At 41.2% G+C, this 24,642-nt stretch carries 20 protein-coding genes, 1 tRNA gene and 1 pseudogene; 8 read left to right on the forward strand and 14 right to left on the reverse strand.

Features of this window, described 5'->3' with window-relative positions:
- Positions 1–45 precede the first annotated feature (45 nt).
- The 8 genes from Xbud_RS01175 to pepA form a co-directional block, all read right to left on the reverse strand.
- A complete protein-coding gene (locus Xbud_RS01175; protein WP_099134343.1) occupies positions 46–549 on the reverse strand; it encodes a GNAT family N-acetyltransferase in 504 nt (167 codons plus the stop codon).
- A 486-nt stretch (positions 550–1,035) separates the two neighbouring features.
- A complete protein-coding gene (locus tag Xbud_RS01180) occupies positions 1,036–1,809 on the reverse strand; it encodes an amino acid ABC transporter substrate-binding protein (RefSeq protein ID WP_099134344.1) in 774 nt (257 codons plus the stop codon).
- Positions 1,810–1,888: 79 nt separating this feature from the next.
- Positions 1,889–2,653, reverse strand: coding sequence for an amino acid ABC transporter ATP-binding protein (locus Xbud_RS01185; RefSeq protein ID WP_099134345.1), 765 nt, complete (start codon positions 2,651–2,653; stop codon positions 1,889–1,891).
- A complete protein-coding gene (locus tag Xbud_RS01190) occupies positions 2,637–3,344 on the reverse strand; it encodes an amino acid ABC transporter permease (RefSeq protein ID WP_099134346.1) in 708 nt (235 codons plus the stop codon). Before Xbud_RS01190 ends, Xbud_RS01185 begins: the two co-directional genes overlap by 17 nt.
- A 1,062-nt stretch (positions 3,345–4,406) precedes the next feature.
- Complete coding sequence (locus Xbud_RS01210; protein WP_099134348.1) at positions 4,407–5,180, reverse strand: amino acid ABC transporter substrate-binding protein; 774 nt, start codon at positions 5,178–5,180, stop codon at positions 4,407–4,409.
- A 424-nt stretch (positions 5,181–5,604) separates the two neighbouring features.
- Positions 5,605–8,502 carry a valine--tRNA ligase gene (locus Xbud_RS01215; RefSeq protein ID WP_099134349.1) on the reverse strand — a complete coding sequence of 966 codons (2,898 nt, stop codon included), beginning with the start codon at positions 8,500–8,502 and terminating at the stop codon, positions 5,605–5,607.
- 13 nt (positions 8,503–8,515) lie between these two features.
- A complete protein-coding gene (locus tag Xbud_RS01220) occupies positions 8,516–8,995 on the reverse strand; it encodes a DNA polymerase III subunit chi (RefSeq protein ID WP_099134350.1) in 480 nt (159 codons plus the stop codon).
- Positions 8,996–9,160: 165 nt separating this feature from the next.
- Positions 9,161–10,669, reverse strand: a complete 1,509-nt coding sequence (gene pepA / locus Xbud_RS01225; RefSeq protein ID WP_099134351.1) for a leucyl aminopeptidase — start codon at positions 10,667–10,669, stop codon at positions 9,161–9,163.
- A gap of 280 nt (positions 10,670–10,949) precedes the next feature.
- Between pepA and lptF the strand changes: the two genes are divergently transcribed.
- The 3 genes from lptF to Xbud_RS01240 all read left to right on the forward strand — a co-directional run bounded on the left by lptF (position 10,950) and on the right by Xbud_RS01240 (position 14,143).
- Positions 10,950–12,050: an LPS export ABC transporter permease LptF gene (gene lptF / locus Xbud_RS01230; RefSeq protein WP_099134352.1), complete on the forward strand. Its 1,101-nt coding sequence runs from the start codon at positions 10,950–10,952 to the stop codon at positions 12,048–12,050.
- The gene (gene lptG / locus Xbud_RS01235; RefSeq protein WP_099134353.1) at positions 12,050–13,126 is read left to right on the forward strand and encodes an LPS export ABC transporter permease LptG; all 1,077 of its coding nucleotides are present in this window, start codon (positions 12,050–12,052) and stop codon (positions 13,124–13,126) included. The genes lptF and lptG overlap by 1 nt, the downstream gene beginning before the upstream one ends.
- Before the next feature lie 345 nt (positions 13,127–13,471).
- Positions 13,472–14,143, forward strand: a complete 672-nt coding sequence (locus Xbud_RS01240; RefSeq protein WP_099134354.1) for a hypothetical protein — start codon at positions 13,472–13,474, stop codon at positions 14,141–14,143.
- 63 nt (positions 14,144–14,206) lie between these two features.
- On the opposite strand, the gene ampH is transcribed toward Xbud_RS01240, so the two are convergent.
- Positions 14,207–15,457 carry a D-alanyl-D-alanine-carboxypeptidase/endopeptidase AmpH gene (gene ampH, locus Xbud_RS01245; protein ID WP_099134355.1) on the reverse strand — a complete coding sequence of 417 codons (1,251 nt, stop codon included), beginning with the start codon at positions 15,455–15,457 and terminating at the stop codon, positions 14,207–14,209.
- A 386-nt stretch (positions 15,458–15,843) separates the two neighbouring features.
- On the opposite strand from ampH, the gene Xbud_RS01250 reads away from it, so the two are divergent.
- From Xbud_RS01250 to Xbud_RS01270, 5 genes are all read left to right on the forward strand, one after another.
- A tRNA-Leu gene (locus Xbud_RS01250) sits at positions 15,844–15,928 on the forward strand.
- A 189-nt stretch (positions 15,929–16,117) separates the two neighbouring features.
- A complete protein-coding gene (locus Xbud_RS01255; protein ID WP_099134356.1) occupies positions 16,118–17,365 on the forward strand; it encodes a tyrosine-type recombinase/integrase in 1,248 nt (415 codons plus the stop codon).
- A gap of 111 nt (positions 17,366–17,476) precedes the next feature.
- On the forward strand, positions 17,477–18,346 hold the full coding sequence (locus Xbud_RS01260) for a DUF6387 family protein (RefSeq protein ID WP_099134357.1): 870 nt from the start codon (positions 17,477–17,479) through the stop codon (positions 18,344–18,346).
- Positions 18,347–18,466: 120 nt separating this feature from the next.
- Complete coding sequence (locus Xbud_RS01265) at positions 18,467–18,670, forward strand: helix-turn-helix transcriptional regulator (RefSeq protein ID WP_099134604.1); 204 nt, start codon at positions 18,467–18,469, stop codon at positions 18,668–18,670.
- A 14-nt stretch (positions 18,671–18,684) separates the two neighbouring features.
- Positions 18,685–18,993: a hypothetical protein gene (locus tag Xbud_RS01270; RefSeq protein ID WP_099134358.1), complete on the forward strand. Its 309-nt coding sequence runs from the start codon at positions 18,685–18,687 to the stop codon at positions 18,991–18,993.
- A 107-nt stretch (positions 18,994–19,100) separates the two neighbouring features.
- Here the strand turns inward: Xbud_RS01270 and Xbud_RS01275 are convergent, their stop codons facing one another.
- The 5 genes and pseudogenes from Xbud_RS01275 to Xbud_RS01300 all read right to left on the reverse strand — a co-directional run bounded on the left by Xbud_RS01275 (position 19,101) and on the right by Xbud_RS01300 (position 24,249).
- Positions 19,101–19,691, reverse strand: coding sequence for a hypothetical protein (locus Xbud_RS01275; RefSeq protein WP_099134359.1), 591 nt, complete (start codon positions 19,689–19,691; stop codon positions 19,101–19,103).
- A 308-nt stretch (positions 19,692–19,999) separates the two neighbouring features.
- A pseudogene (locus Xbud_RS01280) lies at positions 20,000–20,344 on the reverse strand (relaxase/mobilization nuclease domain-containing protein); the annotation flags it as partial.
- A 661-nt stretch (positions 20,345–21,005) separates the two neighbouring features.
- Entirely contained in the window at positions 21,006–22,505 is a 1,500-nt protein-coding gene (locus Xbud_RS01290; RefSeq protein ID WP_099134361.1) for an SIR2 family protein, read from the reverse strand.
- 209 nt (positions 22,506–22,714) lie between these two features.
- On the reverse strand, positions 22,715–23,041 hold the full coding sequence (locus Xbud_RS01295; protein WP_145956607.1) for a DUF3223 domain-containing protein: 327 nt from the start codon (positions 23,039–23,041) through the stop codon (positions 22,715–22,717).
- Between the two features lie 170 nt (positions 23,042–23,211).
- Entirely contained in the window at positions 23,212–24,249 is a 1,038-nt protein-coding gene (locus Xbud_RS01300; protein WP_145956608.1) for an IS630 family transposase, read from the reverse strand.
- Between the last annotated feature and the right edge of the window lie 393 nt (positions 24,250–24,642).

Genomic DNA, 24,642 nt, shown 5'->3' on the forward strand with positions numbered 1-24,642 from the left:
AAACTGTGGGGCTTATTTATTGAAATCCATAAGGTATAGAGCTTGTTATAGTGCTTTGATCATTCTGACTTCGCAATCACTATGCCCGGTATTTCCCAGTGGTTCGTCAAGATAGCTGAAGCCCAGTTTTTCATAGAGTGTAATGGCTGCCTTCAGATATGCCGTGGTTTCTAAATAACAGCGTGTAAAACCTTGTTCTGTGCCGAACTCCAGAGATTGTTTTACGATTTGTTTAGCAACGCCTTTTCCCCGCAGCACTGATGAAAGATACATTTTTTGTAGTTCACAGGTATCATTGTCACCGCCTGCCAGTGGAGCAACCCCTCCACCTCCAACGATTTTCCCCTCCATTTCAACAACCCAGTAAGCGCTGCGTGGCTGGCTGTAAACTTCGTACAGGGTATCCAGAATAGGATCGGCGACGGCAAAACCTCTGTCAGCGGTTAAACCATGTTCGGCAGATACCTCACGGATAACAGCAGCAATATCTGCATTGTCCTGTTGGATGATAGGACGGATGATATAGTCGTGTGTTGTGCTTTTGGCCATTTTTTCCTCTTTCTGAATTTCGGGTAAAAATCTTAGGTAAGCGCTTAGGGTAAGAGTATTTTGTAACTAACGAAGGGTTAGTTTGATATAACTTATTAAATATATAGTAATTAATGGTAGGATTTGATTCAATACTAACCCGCAATGGTTATATCCAACGCTAGAGATATTCAATTTTATTCCTGCTGAATCAATAGATAGCAATTGAATGGTTACAAATGTTCTGAGGTGGATTAAAAATCAATTAATTCCAATGAAAGTGGATATGGCTGATTATTAACATTGTATTGATGCTCTCTATTATCATAATTATCCAGTACTTATTAATGTGGCGTCTAAATATGTATAGTTTTTATTTATTTTACCAACTAAAGCAGGTGAAAAGAGGGATGGAAAATATTTACAAACTCTGCTATAGAAACATCAGGTTATATCCAACGTTTTGTAGAAGATAATGCAATTGAAGAATATAACCTGATCAATTAATTATTTCGAAATATCAGTGCCGAAGTATTTCTTGGAAATGTGGGCATAGGTTCCGTCATTTTTCATGTCTTGCAGTGCTTTATTGATAGCTTCTACCAATTCCGGGTCACCTTTGCGCAGCAAAACGGCAGATTTACTTGCATCAGTCTGTTGGGCAACAATGTTAACTGGTGCGTTAGGGCGATGTTTTTTGAAATCTAAAAATGACAGACGATCATTTAAGGTTGCATCTGCACGTCCGGTGACAACTAAATCAATGGATTGGTTAAAACCATCCGTACTGACCAAATTAGCCCCATAGGAAGTTGCTAACTGACCGTAGTTACTGGTCAGAGACTGAGCCGAGCGTTTTCCTTTGAGATCAGCGAATGATTTAATATTGTTGTTGTTATCCTTGGTGATCAAGGCAACCTGAGATGTTGAGTAAGGGGTCGAGAAACTGTATTTGGCTTTCCGCTCTGGGGTGACACCCACTTGGTTGATAACGGCATCAAAACGTTTGGCATCCAGCCCCGCAATCAGTCCATCCCATTTCACTTCCATAAACTCTGGTTTGACATTCAGGCGATGCGCAATTTCTTTGGCAATATCCACGTCAAAACCGGTGAGCTTGTTAGTGGCATCATGGTAGGTAAAAGGAGGATATGTGCCTTCTGTCCCAATCTTAAATACGCCAGAAGATTTTATGGTATCAAAATCTTTACCAGCATAGCTGGGAGCAGAAATAGCAAGGGCAGCGGCACCAACTAGTAATAATTTCAAGAATACTTTCATTGTTTTTCTCCGAAGCAATTTTTCTTCAAATCAAGTTTTTCAAGCTAAGTTTTTTTCAGGCTAACGGTGGCACAGTGCTCTATATTTCCCAATCCGGTAAGGTTTCTGTCAGGGTTGAAATAAATTCGACAGTACGTTGTTGATTTGGGCGGGTAAACATGTGTTTTGCGCTTCCTGATTCAATAATTTCACCGAACTCCAAAAAGACAACATCATGGGCAAGATTAGCTGCCAGACGCAGATCGTGTGTTGCCATTAACATGGTTGTTCCTTCGTCCGCCAGCTGTTTCAATACTGAGACAACTTCTTTCGATAACTCAGGATCAAGGGCTGAAGTGGGTTCATCACATAATAATACTTTGGGGGATGGGGCCATCGCTCTGGCAATGGCAACACGCTGCTGCTGACCTCCTGATAATGTGGTTGGCCAGGTATCAGCCTTATGGGACATATCCACTTTTTCCAGTAATTCGAATGCTCGTTTTCTGGCGCGTTCACGTGGCCATTTTTGTACCCAAATCAGCCCTTCCATGATGTTTTCAATCACAGTGAGATGAGGAAAAAGCTGGAAATTCTGGAATACCATGCCAGTTTGCAGGCTAAAGCGCTGAATTTCTTTGTGAGGCAGTCGCTCTTTACCTGTAAATGTGATTTTTTCCTTGCCGATCATCAGTTGACCCGCTTGCGGAATTTCTAATAGATTAATGCAACGCAACAGAGTACTTTTCCCACTGCCGGAAGGCCCGATAAGCGCCGTCAGACTCCCTTCCTGAATAGTCAGGTTAATGTTTTTCAGCACCTTTTGTCCGTCGAAACTTTTTTCAATGTTAGAGAGCTGAATCATCTTTGACTTCCTTATTATTGCTATTTTGAGAGTATTGCTGGGAGAATTTCTTTTCCAGACGAACTTGCAGTACCGATAGCAACGAACTCAGGATCAGATAAAGGATAGCTGCTTCGGTGTACAGGATCATTGGTTGGTATGTTACGGCAGCGATGCGTTGTGCAGCCAGGAACATCTCTGGCACGGTGATGACAGAAGCTAATGAGGTATCTTTTACCAGTGAAATAAAGGTATTGGACAGTGGAGGTATCGAAACTCTTGCCGCTTGTGGCAGCACGATCCGACGTAAGGATTGCCACCAACTCATGCCGATGGAGTGGGAAGCTTCCCATTGTCCTTTGGGAACGGAATTCAGAGCTGCGCGGATCACTTCCGAGGTATAGGCACCAACATTCAGAGTAAAACCAATCACGGCAGAGGTGAATGCTTCCAATGTAATACCGATGCTGGGCAGGGCGTAAAATATCAGGAATAGCTGAACCAGTAAGGGTGTTCCACGGATCAACCAAACATAAAAACGTACGACTGCAACCAGTGGCTTAGGCCCGTAAAGCCTGATCAGGGCAACAATAAACCCTAGTGTAAGCCCAAGAGCAAATGTAATCAGGGTGAGGGGAATAGTGAATGTCAGGCCTGCGTAAAGCATTGGCCAAAGGGAATCCAGCGCTAAGCTGAACCAGGATGGAGTCATATATTGTTCCTATATTTTATACCTTTCGTCTTTCAAGTTGTCTTTCTGTTGGCTGTGCTACTCTTTACAATTACACCCCCGGTCACATCGTTATCTATGTTTCAGGGGATTAATGAGAGGCTCCTGCCTCTCACCGGAGGCCAGCCTTTGGCTGGACAAATTCGTTCCCGACGAATTTGTCATTCCCTTGCCGCCGAGACGCAATTTGTAATCCATTGGGTATATAGCCTAACTTCAAAAAGTATTTATTTTTTATGTGATTGTTTTATTGATGATATGGCAATAAGAGATCATAGTTATATAAAATATAGTTATATCTTATACCCTTCGTCTTTCAAGTTGTATCTTTGTTGGCTCCACTCGCTCACCCCAGTCACATAGTTATCTATGCTCCTGGGGATTCGCTCCCTTGCCGTCTTTATGACATAAGGCCAACCTATAATTTTTATAATGTGATTTTATCATTACGGAACCTTTATGCTCAGACAGGTAATACAAATTATCTGAGACTAATTAATGTTTATGAAGATCAGGAAGAATATGTGGCAATCAGAGGTATTGCTGTTGCACAAATTCGTGGGGTTCAGGAGTTTCTGTATGATTGGGGTAGTGATACTTATAATGGAGGCAATGCCATGATGGCTTATCGATAACCGCTTTTTTAAATGCCAGCTTTTTATAATAGTGTTTAACTTCACTCCACCTTTGAATCGGTGGAGTGATAAACTCCGATCGAACGAGATTACTGTGCTCCCAAAACTGTTGGCAATGCTGGATATTGAAGGCTCCATATTAAATTGTTTTGGGATACCCAGTTGGCGAACGTTTTTACAGATGTTTCCCATACCAATTATCGAAGTGTGGACGGCGATCATGGACGTATAGAGCTGCGTCAGTTGTAGCTGGTTAGCGATATCGTCATCCATCCTCAGTGATCCACGTCGGGCGGCAGAGTTTATCGCTTGTGCAATACGCAGCCATTGGCACATTGAAACGAAACTCCACTGGCAATTGGATGTTAGTTTTGGTGAAGACAGACAGCCCTTGAGAAGCGGCTTTGATTTATTTTGTTATTTCCTCACCAAAATATTTGTCCCAAATACGTTGATAAGTACCGTCAGCATTGATCTCAGTAATGGCTTTATCAACTGCGGCTTTTAATGCAGTGTCGTTCTTGCGCAGGAGTACGGCGGTTTGCGCTGCGTTGGTATCGGCTGCCACTATTTTTACTGGTGCTTCTGGTCGATGTTTTTTGTAGTCGAGATAGGAAAGTTTGTCATTGATGGTGGCATCAGCACGACCTGTACTGACAAGTTCCACCTCTTGATTGAAACCATTTGTACCGATAATTTCGGCGCCATGTTTGCGGGCAATTTGGGCGAAGTTATTGGTCAGAGTATGGGCAGAAGTCCGATCTTTCAAGTCACTGAATGTTTTAATTGTGTTGTTATCTGTCCGGGTAATTAGCACGGCTTCAGAAATGACATAAGGCAGAGAGAATATATATTTTTTCTCGCGTTCAGGTGTAATCGCAATTTGGTTCATAACTGCATCTGAGCGTCCAGCATCAAGGCCAGCGATTAGTCCATCCCATTTACCTTCAATAAATTCAGGTTTAACTTGCATACGCTGAGCAATTTCACGACCGATTTCCACATCAAATCCAGTTAGTTTTCCAGAAGCATCATGATAACTGAACGGAGCATAAGCCCCTTCCGTTGCGATTCTGAATACACCTGTGGATTGAATATTATCAAAGGTAGATTTTGCATAGGCTAAATGGGTAACGCTTAATTGGAGAATACTTGCTAATAATACTTTACTTACAATTTTCATTGTGCCTTCCTGATAATGAAATTTATTATCAAATATAATACATGATCAGCTTTTATGTCCAAATAGTCTATATAATATGAAGTTATATGATGTGTTTTAATTTTAACTCCCTTGAATGCTGTTTTAATTCCCGTTTATTAAACCCTTTTATTTTATTAACCATTTAAAATATAGATCAAATGATTCTTCTTTTATAAGAAGATATCACAAATTAAAATAGTTTATATTTTAAGATACAAAGATAAAACTGTTATTCCGCATATCAGGGCAAGAACATAGGATGATATCATGAATGTCTATTTATTATAGAAGGCTTAAGTGTGAACTTTTACAAACAAATAATAAGTTATTTATTTATTGTAAGTTAAAAATAAAAGCCACCGCAAAAAATGCGGTGGCTTAATCTTAATATAAGTGAAAAATATTACAGGGCAGCAATAGTCTCTTTTTGCGCCAATAATTTTTCTTTAGCAGCATTGTCCGTTGCCAGACGCTCACGCTCTTTGGCAACAACGGCTTCTGGTGCTCGGCTGACAAAACCTTCGTTAGCCAGTTTGACTTCGATACTGTTGATTTCTTTATCCAGCTTCTCGATTTCTTTATCCAGACGAGCCAGTTCTGCGTCTTTATCTATCAAACCCGCCATTGGGATCAGTATTTCTGCACCGTTGATCAGTTTGGTTACAGAAACAGGCGCTTCTTCTCCTGCCGCCAATACGGTAACAGAAGAGAGACGGCCCATTGCCTGAATAAAGTTAAGGTTTTCAGCTACACGACGTTGCGCATCAGCATTTGCATCACGCAGCAGAACTTCCAGCGGCTTGCTTGGTACGATGTTCATTTCTGCACGAATGTTACGTACTGCAATGATCGCTTCCTTGATCCACTCCAGATCGTTCAGTGCCAGTTCATTGACTTTCGCTTGATCAAATTCAGGGAAAGGTTGCAGCATGATGGTATCCGCATCAATACCTTTAACCACTTTCACACGTTGCCAGATAGTTTCGGTGATGAATGGAATGATTGGATGTGCCAGACGCAGCAAACCTTCCAATACTTCGGTCAGAGTATGACGTGCAGCGCGAACTTCTGTTTCAGCGCCTTTGTTGATAGCTGGTTTTGACAATTCCAGATACCAGTCACAGAATTGGTTCCATGTGAATTCGTAAAGAATATTGGCGGCGATATCGAAACGGTAAGTATCCAATGCTTCGCGATAGGCTTTTACTGTCTGGTTGAACTCTGCCAAAATCCAACGGTCTGCCAGTGACAATGACATTTCACCACCGTTCTGGCCGCAATCCTGTCCTTCGGTGTTCATCAGTACGAAACGGCTGGCGTTCCATAGCTTGTTACAGAAATTGCGATAACCTTGCAGGCGTTTCATATCCCAGTTGATATCACGACCAGTAGAAGCCAGTGCTGCCAGAGTGAAACGCAGAGCGTCAGTGCCGTGGGTTTCAATGCCTTCCGGGAACTGTTTTTCGGTACGCTTGCGGATTTTCTCTGCCATTTGTGGCTGCATCATATTGCCGGTACGTTTTTCCAGCAGAGTTTCCAGCGAGATACCGTCAATCATATCCAATGGGTCGATAACATTCCCTTTGGATTTTGACATCTTCTGGCCTTCTTCATCGCGGATCAGACCGGTCATATAGACAGTTTTGAATGGTACTTGTGGTTTGCCGTTTTCATCTTTGATGAAGTGCATAGTCATCATGATCATGCGGGCAATCCAGAAGAAGATGATGTCAAAACCACTGACCAGCACATTCGTTGGATGGAAGGTTTTCAGGGCTTCAGTTTGCTCAGGCCAGCCGAGGGTAGAGAATGTCCACAGGCCAGAGGAGAACCAGGTATCCAGTACGTCTTCGTCCTGAGTCAGTGCAATATCTGCACCCAGATTGTTTTCGCAGCGAACTTCTTCTTCATCGCGTCCAACATAAACATTGCCTTGTGCGTCATACCATGCCGGAATACGGTGACCCCACCACAATTGACGGGAAATACACCAATCTTGAATATCACGCATCCAGGAGTAGTACATGTTTTCGTACTGTTTTGGTACGAACTGGATATCACCGTTTTCAACCGCTTCAATCGCCACTTTTGCCAGTGGCGCTGTGCGGACATACCATTGGTCAGTTAGCATTGGCTCGATAACCACACCGCCACGGTCACCGTAAGGTACGGTCAGATCATGAGGTTTGATTTCTACCAGCAGGCCCAGTTTTTCAAATTCAGCGACAATCGCCTTACGGGCAGCAAAGCGTTCCATGCCACGGTATTTAATAGGGATTTCGGTCGAGTAACTATCAGAAACTTCACCATTAGTGTTGAAAACTTCTGCGGCTTCGCGGATATCGCCATCGAAGGTCAGAATGTTGATCATTGGCAGGTTGTGGCGTTTACCGACTTCATAGTCATTGAAATCGTGAGCCGGAGTGATTTTCACACAGCCAGTGCCTTTTTCCATATCTGCATGTTCATCTCCCACGATAGGAATACGACGGTTGACCAGTGGCAGAATGATCTCTTTTCCAATCAGATCTTTATAACGAGGATCTTCCGGGTTAACAGCAACGCCGGTATCCCCTAGCATGGTTTCCGGGCGGGTAGTGGCAACAATCAGGTAATCTTTGCCTTCGGCAGTTTTGGCACCGTCAGCCAATGGATAACGCAGATGCCACATAGAGCCTTTAACTTCGCGGTTTTCGACTTCCAGATCAGAAATCGCGGTACGCAGTTTAGGATCCCAGTTAACCAGACGTTTGCCACGGTAAATCAGATCTTCTTGATACAGGCGAACAAAGGCTTCTTTAACGGCTTTTGACAAACCCTCATCCATAGTGAAGCGTTCACGCTCCCAATCCACAGAGTTACCCAGGCGGCGCATCTGATTGGTGATAGTACCACCTGATTCCGCTTTCCACTGCCAAATCTTGTCAATAAAGGCATCGCGGCCGTAATCGTGGCGAGTTTTGTTTTCTTCTGCCGCGATCTTGCGCTCGACAACCATTTGCGTTGCGATGCCTGCGTGGTCAGTACCGACTTGCCATAGCGTGTTTTTACCCTGCATGCGTTGATAGCGCACCATAGTATCCATGATCGTCTGCTGAAATGCGTGCCCCATATGCAGACTTCCGGTCACATTTGGTGGCGGAATGACGATGCAGAAACTTTCACGGCTGGTATCGCCATTCGGCTTGAAATAACCGCTCTTTTCCCAGTGGTTATAAAGAGGTTGCTCTATCTCTGTCGGATTGTATGTTTTATCGAGAGATGGCTCAGATTGCGTTTTAGTAGCGGGTGTCTTTTCCATTGTATCTTGATATTTAATAAGTTGGCGGGGTTGCCATGGTCAAATTAAAGCCGACGCTACGATAGGATTTATATCGTTCGCGCGCTAACTGTTTCAGATTTTCATCAATAGGGACGAAGTCTATCACTTCATGGAAAGCCGTGGCAAAGTCTACAAAATGAGGAAGCAGTGTTACCAGAATATCACGGGGAGCGTTGCCTCTTTTTTGCGGCCAGCACAGTTCCACAGGGGCACCATAACGAGGGCCTTCTCCTGCAAGGTTATGTGGCACAAATTGACCTGGCTTTCGTTGCCATAGTGCTTCATCCAGTTTTTCGGCCTGTTGCTGGCTTTCACAAGCAATCAGAACCCGCTTCCCTGCACGCCATTGATCGGCAGCCAACTGACATGCCAGCCATTCATGCGGCTGCAATTCATCAAAAGACGATGATTCTTCCTGTAACGGTTTTTCCAACAACAGCTTTTCCAATAAATAGAAAGTGGCGTTTTTCATAAATTCTTTTACTGACAATGTCTCATGATTATAGAAAACGAGTTACAGAAAAAATGATGGACAAAGTGACGGAAAAGGGTATTGCTATTGCAATACCCTCAATCCCGTTGACTTTTTCAATACCTTTTACGTTAGCCTTTAAGCAAAAAATGGCTAGTCTGGGTATTAATCATCTGCATTCAGACCTGCACGATTTAACAGGAATTGTGACAACAGTGCAACCGGGCGACCCGTTGCCCCTTTTGCCTTGCCTGAACGCCATGCTGTACCGGCGATATCCAGATGTGCCCAGTTGTATTTAGCTGTAAACCGGGACAGGAAAGCACCGGCAGTGATTGCGCCGCCAAGACGTCCGCACGAGTTGACCATATCCGCAAAATTGGATTCCAATTGCTCAGAATATTCGTCACCCAGTGGCAGACGCCATGCACGATCTCCCGCTTGTTCTGATGCGTTCAGTAGCTCATGTGCAAGCGGGTTATGGTTGGACATCAAGCCCGTGTAGTGGCTTCCCAGCGCAACCATGCAAGCGCCTGTCAGAGTGGCAACATCAATAACCAGTTCTGGCTCGAAACGTTCAACATATGTCAGCACATCACACAACACCAGACGACCTTCCGCATCCGTATTTGTCACTTCAACAGTCTGGCCGGACATAGTGGTCAAAATATCACTGGGACGATAAGCATGACCACCGGGCATGTTTTCGCACCCTGCCAATACCCCGATAACGTTAATAGGTAATTGTAGCTCTGCGACAACGCGCATGGCACCATAAACAGAAGCGGCACCTCCCATGTCGAATTTCATCTCTTCCATGCCTTCGGCGGGTTTGAGAGAAATACCGCCGGAATCAAAAGTCAGCCCTTTACCCACTAACACAATAGGTTTCGCATTGGGATCTTTGCTGCCTTTATATTCGATCACTGACATCAGAGATTCGTTCTGTGAACCTTGCCCCACGGCCAGATAGGCATTCATGCCTAACTCTTTCATCTGTTCTTCACCAATTACTTTGGTGATCAGATTGTCAGCACTGTCAGCAAGCTGGCGTGCCTGTGATGCAAGGTACGCAGCATTACAGATATTGGGTGGCATATTGACCAGATCTTTTGTCGCCTTAATACCGGATACAATAGCAAGACCGTGCTGAATAGCGCGTTCACCGCTGGTTAATTCACGGCGGGTCGGCACATTGAAGACCATCTTGCGTAAAGGGCGACGCAGTTCATTTTTGCTGCTTTTAAGCTGATCGAAAACATACAGAGATTCTTTTGCTGTTTCGACAGCCTGACGTACTTTCCAATAGTTATTGCGCCCTTTGACGTGTAATTCTGTCAAGAAACAGACCGCTTCCATTGACCCTGTTTCATTAAGGGTGCTGATCGTTTTCTGGATAATTTGCTTATACTGGCGCTCGTCCAGATCACGTTCTTTTCCGCATCCAACCAACAGAATTCGTTCAGACAGCACGTTAGGAACGTGATGCAGTAATAGGGTTTGGCCCACTTTGCCTTCAAGTTCACCGCGGCGCAGTAAGGCACTAATATAACCGTTACTTATTTTGTCAAGTTGCTCTGCGATAGGGGACAGACGGCGAGGTTCAAATACGCCGACAATAATACACGCACTGCGTTGTTTTTCCGGGCTACCGCTTTTTACACTAAACTCCATGCGTTCTCCTGAATCTTAAAGACAAAGACAGATACAATCGCTAAAATACCACGTTCCGCGTTAAATCATCCCAAATAAAGTTCTCTATTATGTTAAGCTGAGCATATTAATTTTAGATACTTAGCTAACGATAACTGTGCTCTAATTGAGAACGAATATATGGAATGCTTTGGTATCATTTTAGCAATGGGGAAGCCAAACTGATTCATATAAATGGTAGATATACGACGAAGTTAGCGACTTTCCTGCAAAAAGACAAGTTTTCACAGGCGTAATAAGCGTGATCATCATTAGATATCTGGTACGGGAAACCCTGAAAAGTCAAATCGCGATACTTTTCATCTTATTACTGATCTTTTTCTGTCAGAAATTAGTTGAGGTATTAGGTGCGGCAGTAGAAGGTAATATTCCCGCAAATTTAGTTTTATCTTTGTTAGGCTTAGGTGTGCCGGAGATGGCGCAGCTAATTTTACCCCTGAGTTTGTTTCTTGGGGTATTAATGACATTTAGCAAACTCTATACGGAAAGTGAAATCACTGTGATGCATGCCTGTGGTTTAGGTAAAGGTGTGTTGGTGAAATCTGCTCTCATTCTGGCTCTGCTTACTACAATGCTGGCAGCGGCCAATGTTATCTGGTTCACACCATGGTCATCCAAATATCAGGCACAGGTGGTGGCAGATGCGAAAGCAAACCCAAGCCTTGCAGCGATAATGGAAGGGCAGTTCAAACCTTCCAGAGATGGCAACATGGTGTTGTATATTGGTAACGTCAAAGGAAATAATTTTGAGAATGTATTCCTTACTCAACTGAGACCGGTGCATAACCAGCGGCCTTCTGTGGTTATCGCTGATGGTGGGCATATGGAAGAGTTACCGAATGGCAATCAGGTAGCGGTACTTCATGAAGGAACCCGTTACGAAGGTACTGCATTGTTGCGTGATTTCCGTATCACAGAATTTCAAAACTATCGGGCAGTCATAGGGCACCAAAGCCCGGAAATTGACAGCGGCAAAGTTGAACAAAAATCAATGGATGAGCTGTGGCATGGCAACGATCTGGATTCTCGCTCAGAATTCCACTGGCGTTTAACCCTGATTGTTTCTGTCTTGATTATGGCGCTGATGGTTGTTCCGCTCAGTGCAGTCAATCCGCGCCAGGGACGAGTGCTCAGTATGTTGCCGGCCATGTTGCTCTATCTGATTTTCTTCCTGTTGCAAAGTTCCCTCCATTCTAATGGTGGCAAGGGCAAACTTAACCCCCTGTTTTGGATGTGGCTGGTAAACGGCGTGTATTTTGCTTTGGCACTGGTGCTCAACGTATGGGATACCATCCCGGTGCGTAAGCTACGTTCACGCTTTAAGATCCAAGGAGCAGCCTGATGTTTGGTGTATTAGATAGATATATCGGGCGGACTATCCTGCAAACCATTCTGATGACACTGTTTACTCTGGTGTCATTGTCCGGCATCATCAAATTTGTTGAGCAGCTTCGTAAAGTCGGTCAGGGAGAATATACCGCTCTTTCTGCCGGCCTTTATACGCTGCTGAGTGTTCCCAAAGATATCCAGACTTTCTTCCCGATGGCAGCATTGCTCGGCGCACTTCTGGGGTTGGGAGCACTGGCAACCCGCAGTGAGCTGGTGGTTATGCAGGCTTCTGGTTTTACCCGCTTGCAAGTGGCTGGTTCGGTAATGAAAACCGCGATCCCATTGGTTCTACTGACGATGGTTATCGGTGAATGGGTGGCTCCACAAGGTGAACAAATTGCCCGTAACTTCCGTTCCCACAAGATGTATGATGGTTCTTTAGTATCCACTGCTAAAGGGATTTGGACAAAAGATGGTCAGGACTTTATCTATATTCAGAATGTGGGTAAAGATAATTCCCTGAATGGTATCAGTATCTATCATGTTGATGAAAAAAGAAAACTGTTATCAGTGAGATATGCGGCTTCTGCTGTGTATGATCAGGACAACAAGCAGTGGAAGCTGTCTCAAGTTGAAGAGTCTGATTTAAGTCAGTTCGGTCGGATCACTGGTTCGCAGCGTATCTCTGCTGATTGGAAAAGTTGGCTGACACCAGAAAAACTGGGGGTTGTTGCTCTTGAGCCTGCTGCACTCTCTATTCGTGGTCTGCATCAATATATTACCTACCTGAAACAGGGTCAGCAGGATGCCGGGCGCTACGAACTCAATATGTGGAAAAAGATCTTTGCTCCGTTATCCGTTGCGGTCATGATGCTGATGGCACTCTCCTTTATCTTTGGCCCATTGCGTAGTGTTCCTATGGGATTAAGAGTTGTAGTGGGGATAAGCACTGGCTTTATCTTTTATGTTCTCAATGAGATATTCGGCCCACTCAGTCTGGTTTATAGCATGCCACCAGTATTGGGAGCACTGTTGCCAAGTTTGCTATTCTTTGCAGTGAGTATTTATTTACTTCTGTACCGAAAATAACAGCAACTATCTTATATACAAATGAATTCTCTTATCGCCTCTGCTTTCAACGGTGGAGGCGATTTGTTTTGAGCTTTTGTACGATGGAAATACATATTTTGGGTAAAATTTAGTTTACTTGAGTTACTATTTGTTTATTATAAAACATAGCTACTTTCTGATGATGGTATTCATGCCTTTAATTTATTTACCATCTAATCATTGTCTGTTTCTATTTTGTTTTATCTATCCTGACTCACTGAAACTTGGAATCTGGTGAGTGTCATTAACATGCAAATACTCACTGTATCTTTCTGAAAAAACAGTTCTTGATTGTTGTTGAGTCGCTAATGTGAGGTTTTTTTCATGAAATACCTTAAATTTTTCCCGGAAGGATTCCATCTTTTTGAAGATGTACCTTATAACGCACCTAATGAGCGGCGCTTGACTATATCGGGCCATGGCACATTAAGGGAAGGACTTAGAACGCTAGATAGATCTTTAAATTTTATTGAACCAGAAAAATTAATATTAATTTTAAATAGATACCTTGAAAATGATATTTTTAGATATCGTCATATCCGTTTATTATTCTGCTATTCGGCAGATAATAGGGGTTGGTATAGTGACTCTTTTGCAGGTAGGTTTTCCCGATTACTACCTAACCCTGACCGGATTATCGTGGAGGCTTATGAGGGAGAGATTGAGGTGATGGTCACTGATTATGATAAAAGAATCCGGGCTTTCGAAGACATATCACGATTAGACTGGAATGCTTCTATGTCTAACAACAGGGATGGAGAACCAAAAAGGGTATTAGCATCTGATTATGATATTGACGATATGTACGAGTTTCTATTTGGGTCTAAAAGCGCATATAGTGAAACAACTCGTTTAAAGACCGCTTTTTGGAACTCAGTGAATGAATTTGAATACACATTTGAGACCTGTGATCCCGTTGAATTGAAGGACATCCTTGCTTCTCGGATATTTTTTTGCAATGGAAAATCCAGCAGAAATATAAATGATTTCCGTTAATCTCTGTCAGATATAGCCTGAGTTTTTGAACAGTAAAACTCAGGCTGTTGTTTTTTTTATTAATTATTTTTTTACCAACTCTAACAACTTTGCGTCTGAATTCTGATTATGATTCTGTGCCAGCGCAGTGACCAGCTCATTCACGCCCTTAGTAACACGATGGAACTTACTGTGTTCTTTGCGAGTCATTACCACAAATACCCCGATATTCTGTTCAGGGATCATCGCCATATAAGTATTGAACCCGCCGCCGCCGCCAGTTTTCTGATAGATACCCGGAATATCTTTTTTGCTATTTATATAAACCCAACCAAGCCCGATACCATCGGCTTGGCCTGCCACATCCATTCCTTTGATTGATATCAGATCGGCGCGTTTAAAGTAGATACCCTGTTCACGGCTGGCTGTCTGCTTCCTCAACTGATTGTGAGAAGATAAAAACTGCTGCATCCAACGCTGCATATCGGCGGGGGTAGAATAAACTCCTCCACTACCTGCTGCGGAAATAGTACTGATACAGGGACTGGATTTGATCCCTTCCATCAATCGGGCACATTGAGTTTGGGTAGGCGTCAGGGTTGTATCTTTCATCTTATAAGGATGGGTGATTTCTTCTCGCAGAAGACGGGGGTAAGGCTCTCCTGTCGCCTTGGAAAGCGCATCTGCCAATAAATCGTAGGCCAGATTGGAATAAGAAGCTGTTGTACCAGGAACGGCATTTATCTCAGCGGATTTCAGCCAAGTCCAACGATTGGATTGTGTCGGCCAGATAAACACCGGGCGTCCCCACTTTCCACCGGGTTGTTCTCGTGGTAGCCCGCTGGTATGACTTGCCAGATGATACAGCCGAATTGGTTGATTTGCGCTAAAGTGTGGTACATGCACGCCATAATAAGAATATTTCTGCAATGGGTCGGTGATCCTAATCCGTTTTTTCTCTGCCAGCTTGATCATCACCTCACTAGTCATCAATTTGGTGATAGAAGCGATACGAATTAAAGAATTCTGACTTGGCTTAATACCACTCCCTGGGTAAGTTTCTCCAAAACTGCGATGCATGACCTGATTATTATCGATGACCACCATTGCCATACCTAACGGATTACCTTCATTAAAGATTGACTGGGCATACTGTTCAACCAGCGCTGAAGTTAGTTTTCGGCTGGAGGCATTGCCGTCAAACACTTCCCATCTTGTGGGCTGTATACTTGAGCGCTGAGTTTTGCTCTGATGTGAATGACCAGAGGTAGCGCAAGCTGAAAGCGCCAATGAAAGAGCGGAAACTATACAAAGTTTATAGAGCCGTTTGTTCATTTTTGGATTAACCAATCAGGGAACGTAATTAAGTGGGGGGACAAAACCGTTATTTGTTCTTCTTAAATATCGCAATAACGGCACCGATAATGAAACCCAACAGAATGCCAGCGAAGATCCAATTGATAAGAGTCATAGTTATTTACCTCAAGACAGTGTTTTGCTTTGAATTATATAAGGTGTTTATGGGTTGTCTATTGGTGATAAGGCGTTATAACGGGTTGATTGATGTTAGATAGAATGAATGAATGCTGAGATTTGAGCTTTTTTGTGGAAAAACAGGTAGATCTGCTTTTTTTTTCGGCACTTGAACAAAATTGGAAGGATAAGTGTTGCGCATGGTCTTCTGACAAGTATAATGACTCTCGTTTTCCGAACCCTTCAGTGCCGAAGTGGCGAAATCGGTAGACGCAGTTGATTCAAAATCAACCGCCTTCGGGTGTGCCGGTTCGAGTCCGGCCTTCGGCACCATACAAAGCTTTTTTCAAGTCTACTAACGTCTACTTTAGTCCATAAAAACAGTAAGTTAAGTTGGTTTCTGACTCAGCTTAGTCTGTTCACGTCTACTCAATTCCTTGAACATATACCAACCGATGATGGTATAACTGATGGTATTCCCGGTTCGATTGATTTTGGTACCAACACAGGAGGTATCAACTGATGGCTCTCACCGATATCAAAGTTAGGACTACCAAGCCCTCCGACAAACCCTTCAAACTCACAGATGGGCAGGGTATGCACCTGCTGATCAATCCCAATGGTTCAAAATATTGGCGATTCCAATACCGTTTCGGGGGCAAACAGAAAGTTTTAGCATTGGGTGTTTATCCAATGGTCTCTCTTGGTGAAGCCCGCAGGAAGCGAGATGAGGCCAAAAAGTTGGTATCTAATGGTATCGACCCTTCTGAGAAGAAAAAAGCAGACAAGATCGAGCAAAGCGAAGCCCTGACATTCGAAGCTGTTGCAAGGGACTGGCATACTGCCTGTAAAAGGAAATGGTCAGATTCCCATAGCGAGAGAGTTCTAAAAAGCATGGAAGATGGTCTCTTTACTGCGATTGGTAAAAGGAAAATATCCGAGCTTACTACAAGAGAACTTCTTGTTCCTATCAAGGCTGTTGCAGCTTCTGGGCGATTAGAGGTTGCTTCCCGCCTACAGCAAAGAACAACGGCGGTGATGCGTTATGCTGTCCAGAATGGGCTGATAGATTACAACCCCGCCCAAGAAATGGCAGGAGGTATTGCGACAGCAAAGCGGGTGCATAGACCAGCCTTACCATTTGATAGGTTCTCAGAGCTTTTAGAGCGCATCGAGAGCTTCAAAGGTAGGAAACTTACTAAGTTAGCTGTGAAGCTGACATTGCTCATTTTTATCCGTTCCAGTGAACTCAGGTTTGCTCGTTGGTCAGAGATCGATTTCGAGAATGCCATGTGGACTATTCCAGCAGAACGAGAACCATTACCCGGAGTGAAGCATTCGCACCGTGGTTCGAAAATGCGAACTCCACATCTTGTTCCTTTGAGTTGTCAGGCATTGGCTGTGTTGACTGAAATTAAAGAGATCAGCGGTGACCATGAACTCGTGTTTATTGGCGATCATGATTTTAGAAAGCCTATGAGCGAAAACACGGTAAATAAGGCTTTAAGGTCGATGGGTTATGACACTAAAGTTGAAGTATGTGGACATGGTTTTCGTGCGATGGCATGTAGTGCTTTAATCGAGTCGGGGAAGTGGTCGAGAGATGCTGTTGAGAGGCAGATGAGTCATCAGGAGCGAAACTCGGTTCGTGCCGCATACATTCATAAAGCTGAGCATTTGGACGAGCGTAGATTGATGTTGCAATGGTGGGCTGATTATCTGGATGAAACAACTGAGAGAAGAATTTCACCTTTTGATTTTGATAACTAACTGATTTTTATTAATATAATGGCGTATTCAATAACAAATTGAGACGCCATTTTTTTATTTGCGATTTATGTGCTATTACGAAGTAAAACTTTTTACAACGGAGTGGCATTAATGAAATCTTGGGTAAAGATGAATAGTTGGATATCAGAAGACACCAAAGCAGTGAAAACGTGGTTTGATTTGGACAGATATCGAGAGTTTGAAAACATTTCTATTAATATGCTTTACCATGAAATATGGGCAAGAACATATTTCTTCAAACCAGTAGTAGAAGAAGGAATGCAGAAAACGGTATTGAAAAATTACATGCAGGTATTGGATGGTGATCCTTTTCTTATCAAAGAGAAAGACTTAAATTATATGGACGCAGAAAATCAATTATATCAACCGCCATACTTTTTTATTACTACCGTAGATCGAATAGCAAATATCAGTTTTGCTTGTATGAAAAAGGCTTTATTCATAAGAGCAAATACAGAACAATATAAAATTGATTCCGCTATTGAGAATGAATACATATCCGAAAAAATTCCTGAACAGTTTCCTACTACGATTATGTTAGAAATCGATCTTGCGGGTGGAAGCGATGATGAGATAGCAGAGGCCCTGCGAGTATCATTACCACAATGGCGAAAAGTAAAGGGCGTTAAACCTGCACCACTTGATGCAGTCAGATTTGGTTATGGGGCAATAAAGAAATTAATTGGCTATCGAATTATCCCCATGCTTGATTTGCTTGCATGGTCAGAAAGAAAAAAAGTACTTCTGTCAGACGATAGATTATCTCGACTGCTATACACGGATGAAGATGATGATAAGGCGATTCGCCAAGGATCTCATATTAGAGATGCGGATCGACCTTTCGCAATGAAAACTGTAGAAATTGATTTCCTAAGGCAATTTAACTTTTTTATCAATAAAAATCAGTATGTTAAAGAAATGAGAGTTTCAGACGTTATGAAACTCTCAGACTCTGAGTGATATGAATCTCCATAGACTCATAATTTTGAGCCAAGGATGGCTCTGCTGATCGGAATCCCGCTTCATTCATTTGAAAATCATGTGTATTGTGACCCTATTGAAATAACAGAGGGTATACATATGGAACATCAAACTCGTCTTATTCGTTTACCTGAAGTCATGAAGAAAACTGGTTTTTGTAAAGCGTGGATCTATCGTCTCATCAGTGATGGGCGTTTTCCTCAGCCAGTGAAGATTGGACTCCGTGCTGTCGCCTTTGTGGAGAGTGAAGTTGAGGACTGGATTCAGTCTGTTATTGAAACGACAAGAAAAAATGTTGCCTGAATGGGAGAGATAAAATGAATATTAATGACTTTGCAGAATTTGAAAATTATGAAGGTATCATTACTGATGGTATTTTTGAGGATGTCTTCAATATGGACTATGTTGAAGAAATTGAACTAACGGAAGAGAAAAAGAAATATATTGAATGGTTAAGTTATTTCTTTGTTGCCGAAATGCAAGATGTGTTGGATGAAATTAATGAGATGGATATGCTTGAACAGATTTCTGTTTTTGATTTTTGGTTCAAGATCATTCAGTCAAGAGATGAAGTAGAAGCTCTGGCAAGAACTATTATCTATCATAAGACAGGGATGCCTGTTTGATATAAATATAAGGTAAAAGGCTTTAGTGCTTTTTGAAAAAAGTAAATATTCACCTAAATAATATACTTATTTTTTACTAAAGTCTTTACAAATGATGTTAATGTGTTTTATTTAGAATGGTTAGAGGGGAAAGAATTACTATCAGGTGTATACAATGTTCGAATAATGTTAACAGGTGTAAAATAAGATGGTGTGAACACATCCTCCGAAAAATCAGAAATTTCTCGATTGTTGGTACTGTCATTAATGATAAGGGCGTTATTAATTGTTCGATATGCACCATCCTTAATATACTGAACAAGTGCGTACCTTCTGATGTGATGACCTTTTCTGAAATGTACATCGCGGATCTTAAAACGTTTTTCTACTCCATCGGCATTTTTGACCCAGATATGACCATCACAAACATCGATAACGGTGCCTGAAAAAGTTTCTTTGAAAGTATAGGTTTTACTCTGGAACTCAAATTTAGGCGTAGTGATTTCTTTTTTCTGAGGGCTAAGATAACTGTTTTTTGCCAGTTCAGATTTTTCTTTATTATCGCGTCTGTAGGTTAAAAATGCCCAGATAAGAAGTAGGGCACTGACTGGAAACCAGACTACGCCAGTAAGGATTAATCCACTTTTTCCAGCGAACAGGGCGATAAGAGCAGGAAGAGATACCGCAAGCCAAAACAGCCTCATAGTGAAAATGCTCATACAGATTCCTTTTTTAAAGATGAAGGTCATATTCGACGTATGAAGAAATCAGGAGTTACAAACAGGATGGGTTCGCTCATATCAAAGCCTGCATTGAAGGAATAATTGAATAGACTAGATAAATCAGTCTGTTATAGAGAGTGTAGTCGAAGTATATTTTGACTGGCTTTGCCGGAAACGCAAATTACTTGTACCGATCGATTAAGAAATAACAATAGATTACAGCTATCAACACTAGTTTATCGATCGGTATAAACGATCAGTTTATTGAGATGTATCTATCAAAAAAGGCTTGCCAGCCTTACATTGTTGGTGATGGTTTTGTGTTTTTGAGGACGTTTCAGGGTTGGGATTTTTAGGTTTTTCAACATGGTAATGATGGCATTGAGGTAGGGGATGGTTTCCAACCATCTAAACGCAGTCGTAACGTAGCTTCGGTCGGGTGCTTCTTTTAACGCTTCGGTTGTATACGCTTCTTTAGCACCAGCACCAGCTTCTAAGTGAAGCTGGTTTACAGAAACATTAGTGTATTCGTCCTGACCAGCACGGTTATCCTGGATAAGCGCTTCTATGGGGGTGTTAGCTTCTTTTGTTGTGATTTCAGGAGCATCTGTAGTTATGGCCATACAAGGCGCTTCACTGACAGATGCTTTCTTCTTACCATTGTTTTATTGGATATTACCTGATATTTGTCATATAAACAAAGGCCACCATAAAAAATAATTTATTTGTTTTTCAGAGATACCACAATTTTATTTTCCTTTTGTACCGAAGCATAGATGTCATTGCTATTAGAAGCCCTTATGGATATAAAAGTGTTGTTATCATTTATGCTGATTTTGGATGTGAGATCATTTTGAGTATTATTGTTTTCACCATGTAATTTGTGCTTTTCTTGAAAGAATTCTTTAATGCTTATTGAACACTTTATCACTCCTGACGAGGTGATTAATGTCAGGAACAAATATCCAAGAAGACTTGAAAAAACTTGGGTAAAAGTTAATTTTGAATCTACATTTGTTATCATATAGAGATAATATCCGTAGCCACAAAGAGAAAAAAAAGCAATTAGTGATTCGAAAAACTTTTTTAATACCTCGTGATAACGTTTGTGAAGATAAAAAAATGTTATTAGTCCTGCCGTTACAGGGAGAATGAAAACTAATAAGTTTAATGCCCACTTGTAATAAGAGCCAGAAAAGTATAGGAGGCAGAAAATAGTCATAATTGATATCGAAAATAAAAAATTACCAACTGAGTGTTTTTTTAACATTATTTAATCCTTATAGCATATTAAGATCTATTTAATTTTATTTACAGCGAGTAATTTCGGTAATCATATAAGCATAAGAGCCTTCTGTAAGAGGTGTTGTTTTTATCGCAATAACTAATTAAATATGTTTTCATTTCATCCGAATTTATGCGGTTTTCGTAGTAGCTATTAAATATACAATCATCTTTTCTGGATGTTGAGATATTATGATCGCATAATATATTTGTTATTGTGTCATGCTCATTTTTGCAGTTACTGGATTTTGTTCTTGCGAAATGATCTTCCAGTTTGCTTATTTGTTGCTTCTTATAAATTTCTACATTATCGAGTTCAGGACAGATTTCGCTGAATGCGAAGATTGGAAAGAACTGGGAACTTTGTATTTTCTGTTTATTTAACAATATAATTAATTGCTTATTTGCTTCCTCTACAATCTTGAAATAATCTTGCATCATCTCAGGCTTGGTTTGGAACTCATACTTGACTCGTTTATGAGATCCTACGGCTAATACCATTTGTCCATTTTTTAACTGGTCCAAATCTTCTGTGATTTTTACTTCTATTTCCCCTCCGCTTTTTATTTCAGTCCAGACTTTTTGAACTTTTCTAATATCCATTGCTGAAACTGGTAAGATTAAATCTGATAAACTTTTATATATCGAAGCGTAATCGTCAGTCTTGATTTTATTTATTCTTATAGTGGTAGCATTCCCTATGTATATATCATGTTCAGATATGGTAGTAGATCGTGAATCTTTTTCATATTCCACAAGTAAAAAATTACTTCTAATTTTATTGGCTATATCTGAGTTAGTAGGTACATAGGAAAAAATAGTCTTTAAAATTTGCTGTATGTTTCTGTCACTTATGCTGTACCCAATAAAGATAACAGGGTTATGAATGAATAGTGAGAGTAATTGTGCTCTAATTAGTTCATATTTGTTATCGAAATAGTCATAATCTTCTTCTGTAATCGTTAGTTCAGAAGGGGCTGACACACAACCATGTATTTTATAGACAGAACCATAAGGATTACTTAAAAGTATGCTATTACCTATTAGTGGGTCAAATTCGAAGAGTTGTTCAATTAATGAATCATAGTTCGTTGTGATGATTGACCCGATATTTTTTCTCATCTTAATGAGTTCGGCTATCTCTTCGCTTTTCTCTTCTTTTAATTCTACAGTTGATAATAGCTGAGTAATATATATTTTAAATCTACTTAAGTTGATTCCTTTGTCCATTTCACTGTAGAAAATATCGTTTATTTCTTTAAACTTTCCGTTTCTGTCTTTAGATAAAGTTTCATTGAATTTTCTTTCTATATCACTGGCAATTTTATCATATTTATATTCACCATTGATTTGACATTTTGATTTAATATCAAGATATGTTTCTTTATCATTAGTGAGTTCGAAACATATATGTGAGAGTAAACCATTCCAATCAACGGAGTTTGACAGGTATCGCAAGCTAAACCCAGTTCCAATGAAGAGCACTGGATGATTTCGATACTTTGCTATGAATTCTTGAATTTCCATCTTTCCTTTGCCTTATCACATTGATTTTTCTTTGGATTTTTGTAAGTGAGTTACCAATTATTATGGCTCCTAAGTATTGCTGTTGTCCAGTATGGATGCTTGCAAATTAAACATCATCTTTCTAAGGTGGGAGGTAACTATATTAATAATATTATGTATGACCTGAAATAAAAAATAGTTTGGGTTTGCAATCCGCTATATATAAAAAATTATTGGGTCTTCTTTAAGCATTTAACTGCGTAATGCAAGGATATATCTTCAATCCCATTATTTGTTTTGATATAGAAACATGTTGTACCGTGTATTGATTTACCGACTGTAATGCCCAGGAAACCATTTGAAGTTTTATGTTCCCATTCGTCATGGTTTTTGAGCAGGTCTAAGATAAAATCATAATTTTCACCATTAATTTCATCGTCGACATTTGTGACCAAAATTATATTTTGGGCTTTGGTTATGATATCAGACTTCTTTTTGTAGATTTCCTTGTTGATTAAATAAGGCATAGATATTCCTCTTCTCCATTCAAGTAACAAAGTTAAGTATTCTCCATCATGTTTAGTACACCATGAAAACTAAATTTACAAATTAAAAATGACTTAGTATTAAATTTTTTGCTTCTTTAAAATTACACTAGTGATTTTTTTCATTAAAATCAATTGTTTAAATTGTTTTCGTAATTGATTATTAGTTGTGATATACGTAATTAACTTGAAGATGCTGGTTTTAAAGTCTGGAAATTATCCGTCAAACGGGTGGCGAGTTCTTTTGCTTTTTGGGGCAGTATGACATGAAAGAAATGCAGGAGTGTTTTACGGAATGTGGTAGCGTCCGGAAAATAAACATTATTGCGTACCTGCTCATTCATGTACTTCCATAATCGCTCTATCGGATTGAGATTAGGACTATAAGGTGGCAGATAATGGAGTTCTATATTAAGCACTTCCGCGAAATCTTTGACCAGTTCAGCGCGGTGATAACCCGCTCTATCCAGAATAATATGGATTTTTTGTGTTCGGGGGTAAGTTTTCCGAATTTCGCCGAAAAACAGGACAATATTGCGGGCATTGATAGCCGGATATTCACGGATCACGGTGTCTTCAATCCGTTGTAAATTCAGGGCACCCACGATGTTAAGACGAGTACGGCTGCCTGTGGTTTCAACGACTTTGACATGCTCTTTTCCGGCTTTCATCCAACCGTAGCTTAATTTTGTCGATTGCGTGGGATGCACCGCATCAATAAAAAGAATCGGCTCACTCTGACCGAAATCTGCTTTTAGGGTGTTGTAAGCATGGATAAATTGCTGCTGTTTATCCGCATCGAATTTATGGGGGGTTCCCAGGGGTTTTTTATAGCTGAATCCCTGACGGTGCAACCATTTCGTCATGCCTGCAAGGGTAAAAGTTATCTGCCAACGTGCCCAAACATAAGCCGTAATTTGTGCCGTTGTGCGCATCAAATTCTGAGTGAGATGTTCAATCAACTCCCCCGTTTGTTCGGCCGATAAATGGCTGTCAGAGCCGCCGTTTTCAGGGGCAAGTTTTTCTTCTGAAAAATAATCCTTGAGATGGCGACTGACCGTACTTTCATGGATACGTAAGGCTTGAGCAATCATCTGCGCAGTCCAACCTTCCGAAGCCAATAGAACGGCCTTAATGCGGTCACGTACTCGCCCATCACGCGTCGTATCATGCATCAATTCGAGCGTTTCTTTTTGGGCATCGGTCAGGGTAATTTTCATGGGCGCGATCATGATCTGATACAAAGGAAAAATCAAGCATCTTCAATGACGATTGGTATATATATAGTTTTTTAAATATTGCCAAGGGGGCTAAATGCATTTAAGCCACTGTAAATTCAATAGTTTGTGCTATATCTCACAACTTCAAAGCTTGTAGATATCTATAATGAATCTTAGTGAAGGATTACATTCCAATTGCTTAGAGTTTTCTATGCAGGACACTGCTGGTTTGGTAACCTAAGGTGAAGATTTTTTCATAGCTTTCCTACACTGATGAACGACTTTTATGTGGGTTGTGCTAAGGATTTTGGCAGTAACCAAGCAAGATCCTGAACGATGGACTATGTGATTCACCATGATGAGAAGTAACGAACTTAACTCTTTTCAATTGAC

The sequence above is a fragment of the Xenorhabdus budapestensis genome (genome assembly GCF_002632465.1).
Taxonomy (GTDB): Bacteria; Pseudomonadota; Gammaproteobacteria; order Enterobacterales; family Enterobacteriaceae; genus Xenorhabdus; species Xenorhabdus budapestensis.

What these genes read in the sequence shown, in the direction of transcription:
- Xbud_RS01175 (WP_099134343.1), bottom strand. Translation starts at nt 549, where the DNA reads ATGGCCAAAAGCACAACACACGACTATATCATCCGTCCTATCATCCAA.
- Xbud_RS01180 (WP_099134344.1), bottom strand. Translation starts at nt 1,809, where the DNA reads ATGAAAGTATTCTTGAAATTATTACTAGTTGGTGCCGCTGCCCTTGCT.
- Xbud_RS01185 (WP_099134345.1), bottom strand. Translation starts at nt 2,653, where the DNA reads ATGATTCAGCTCTCTAACATTGAAAAAAGTTTCGACGGACAAAAGGTG.
- Xbud_RS01190 (WP_099134346.1), bottom strand. Translation starts at nt 3,344, where the DNA reads ATGACTCCATCCTGGTTCAGCTTAGCGCTGGATTCCCTTTGGCCAATG.
- Xbud_RS01210 (WP_099134348.1), bottom strand. Translation starts at nt 5,180, where the DNA reads ATGAAAATTGTAAGTAAAGTATTATTAGCAAGTATTCTCCAATTAAGC.
- Xbud_RS01215 (WP_099134349.1), bottom strand. Translation starts at nt 8,502, where the DNA reads ATGGAAAAGACACCCGCTACTAAAACGCAATCTGAGCCATCTCTCGAT.
- Xbud_RS01220 (WP_099134350.1), bottom strand. Translation starts at nt 8,995, where the DNA reads ATGAAAAACGCCACTTTCTATTTATTGGAAAAGCTGTTGTTGGAAAAA.
- pepA (WP_099134351.1), bottom strand. Translation starts at nt 10,669, where the DNA reads ATGGAGTTTAGTGTAAAAAGCGGTAGCCCGGAAAAACAACGCAGTGCG.
- lptG (WP_099134353.1), top strand. Translation starts at nt 12,050, where the DNA reads ATGTTTGGTGTATTAGATAGATATATCGGGCGGACTATCCTGCAAACC.
- Xbud_RS01240 (WP_099134354.1), top strand. Translation starts at nt 13,472, where the DNA reads ATGAAATACCTTAAATTTTTCCCGGAAGGATTCCATCTTTTTGAAGAT.
- ampH (WP_099134355.1), bottom strand. Translation starts at nt 15,457, where the DNA reads ATGAACAAACGGCTCTATAAACTTTGTATAGTTTCCGCTCTTTCATTG.
- Xbud_RS01255 (WP_099134356.1), top strand. Translation starts at nt 16,118, where the DNA reads ATGGCTCTCACCGATATCAAAGTTAGGACTACCAAGCCCTCCGACAAA.
- Xbud_RS01260 (WP_099134357.1), top strand. Translation starts at nt 17,477, where the DNA reads ATGAAATCTTGGGTAAAGATGAATAGTTGGATATCAGAAGACACCAAA.
- Xbud_RS01265 (WP_099134604.1), top strand. Translation starts at nt 18,467, where the DNA reads ATGGAACATCAAACTCGTCTTATTCGTTTACCTGAAGTCATGAAGAAA.
- Xbud_RS01270 (WP_099134358.1), top strand. Translation starts at nt 18,685, where the DNA reads ATGAATATTAATGACTTTGCAGAATTTGAAAATTATGAAGGTATCATT.
- Xbud_RS01275 (WP_099134359.1), bottom strand. Translation starts at nt 19,691, where the DNA reads ATGAGCATTTTCACTATGAGGCTGTTTTGGCTTGCGGTATCTCTTCCT.
- Xbud_RS01290 (WP_099134361.1), bottom strand. Translation starts at nt 22,505, where the DNA reads ATGGAAATTCAAGAATTCATAGCAAAGTATCGAAATCATCCAGTGCTC.
- Xbud_RS01300 (WP_145956608.1), bottom strand. Translation starts at nt 24,249, where the DNA reads ATGAAAATTACCCTGACCGATGCCCAAAAAGAAACGCTCGAATTGATG.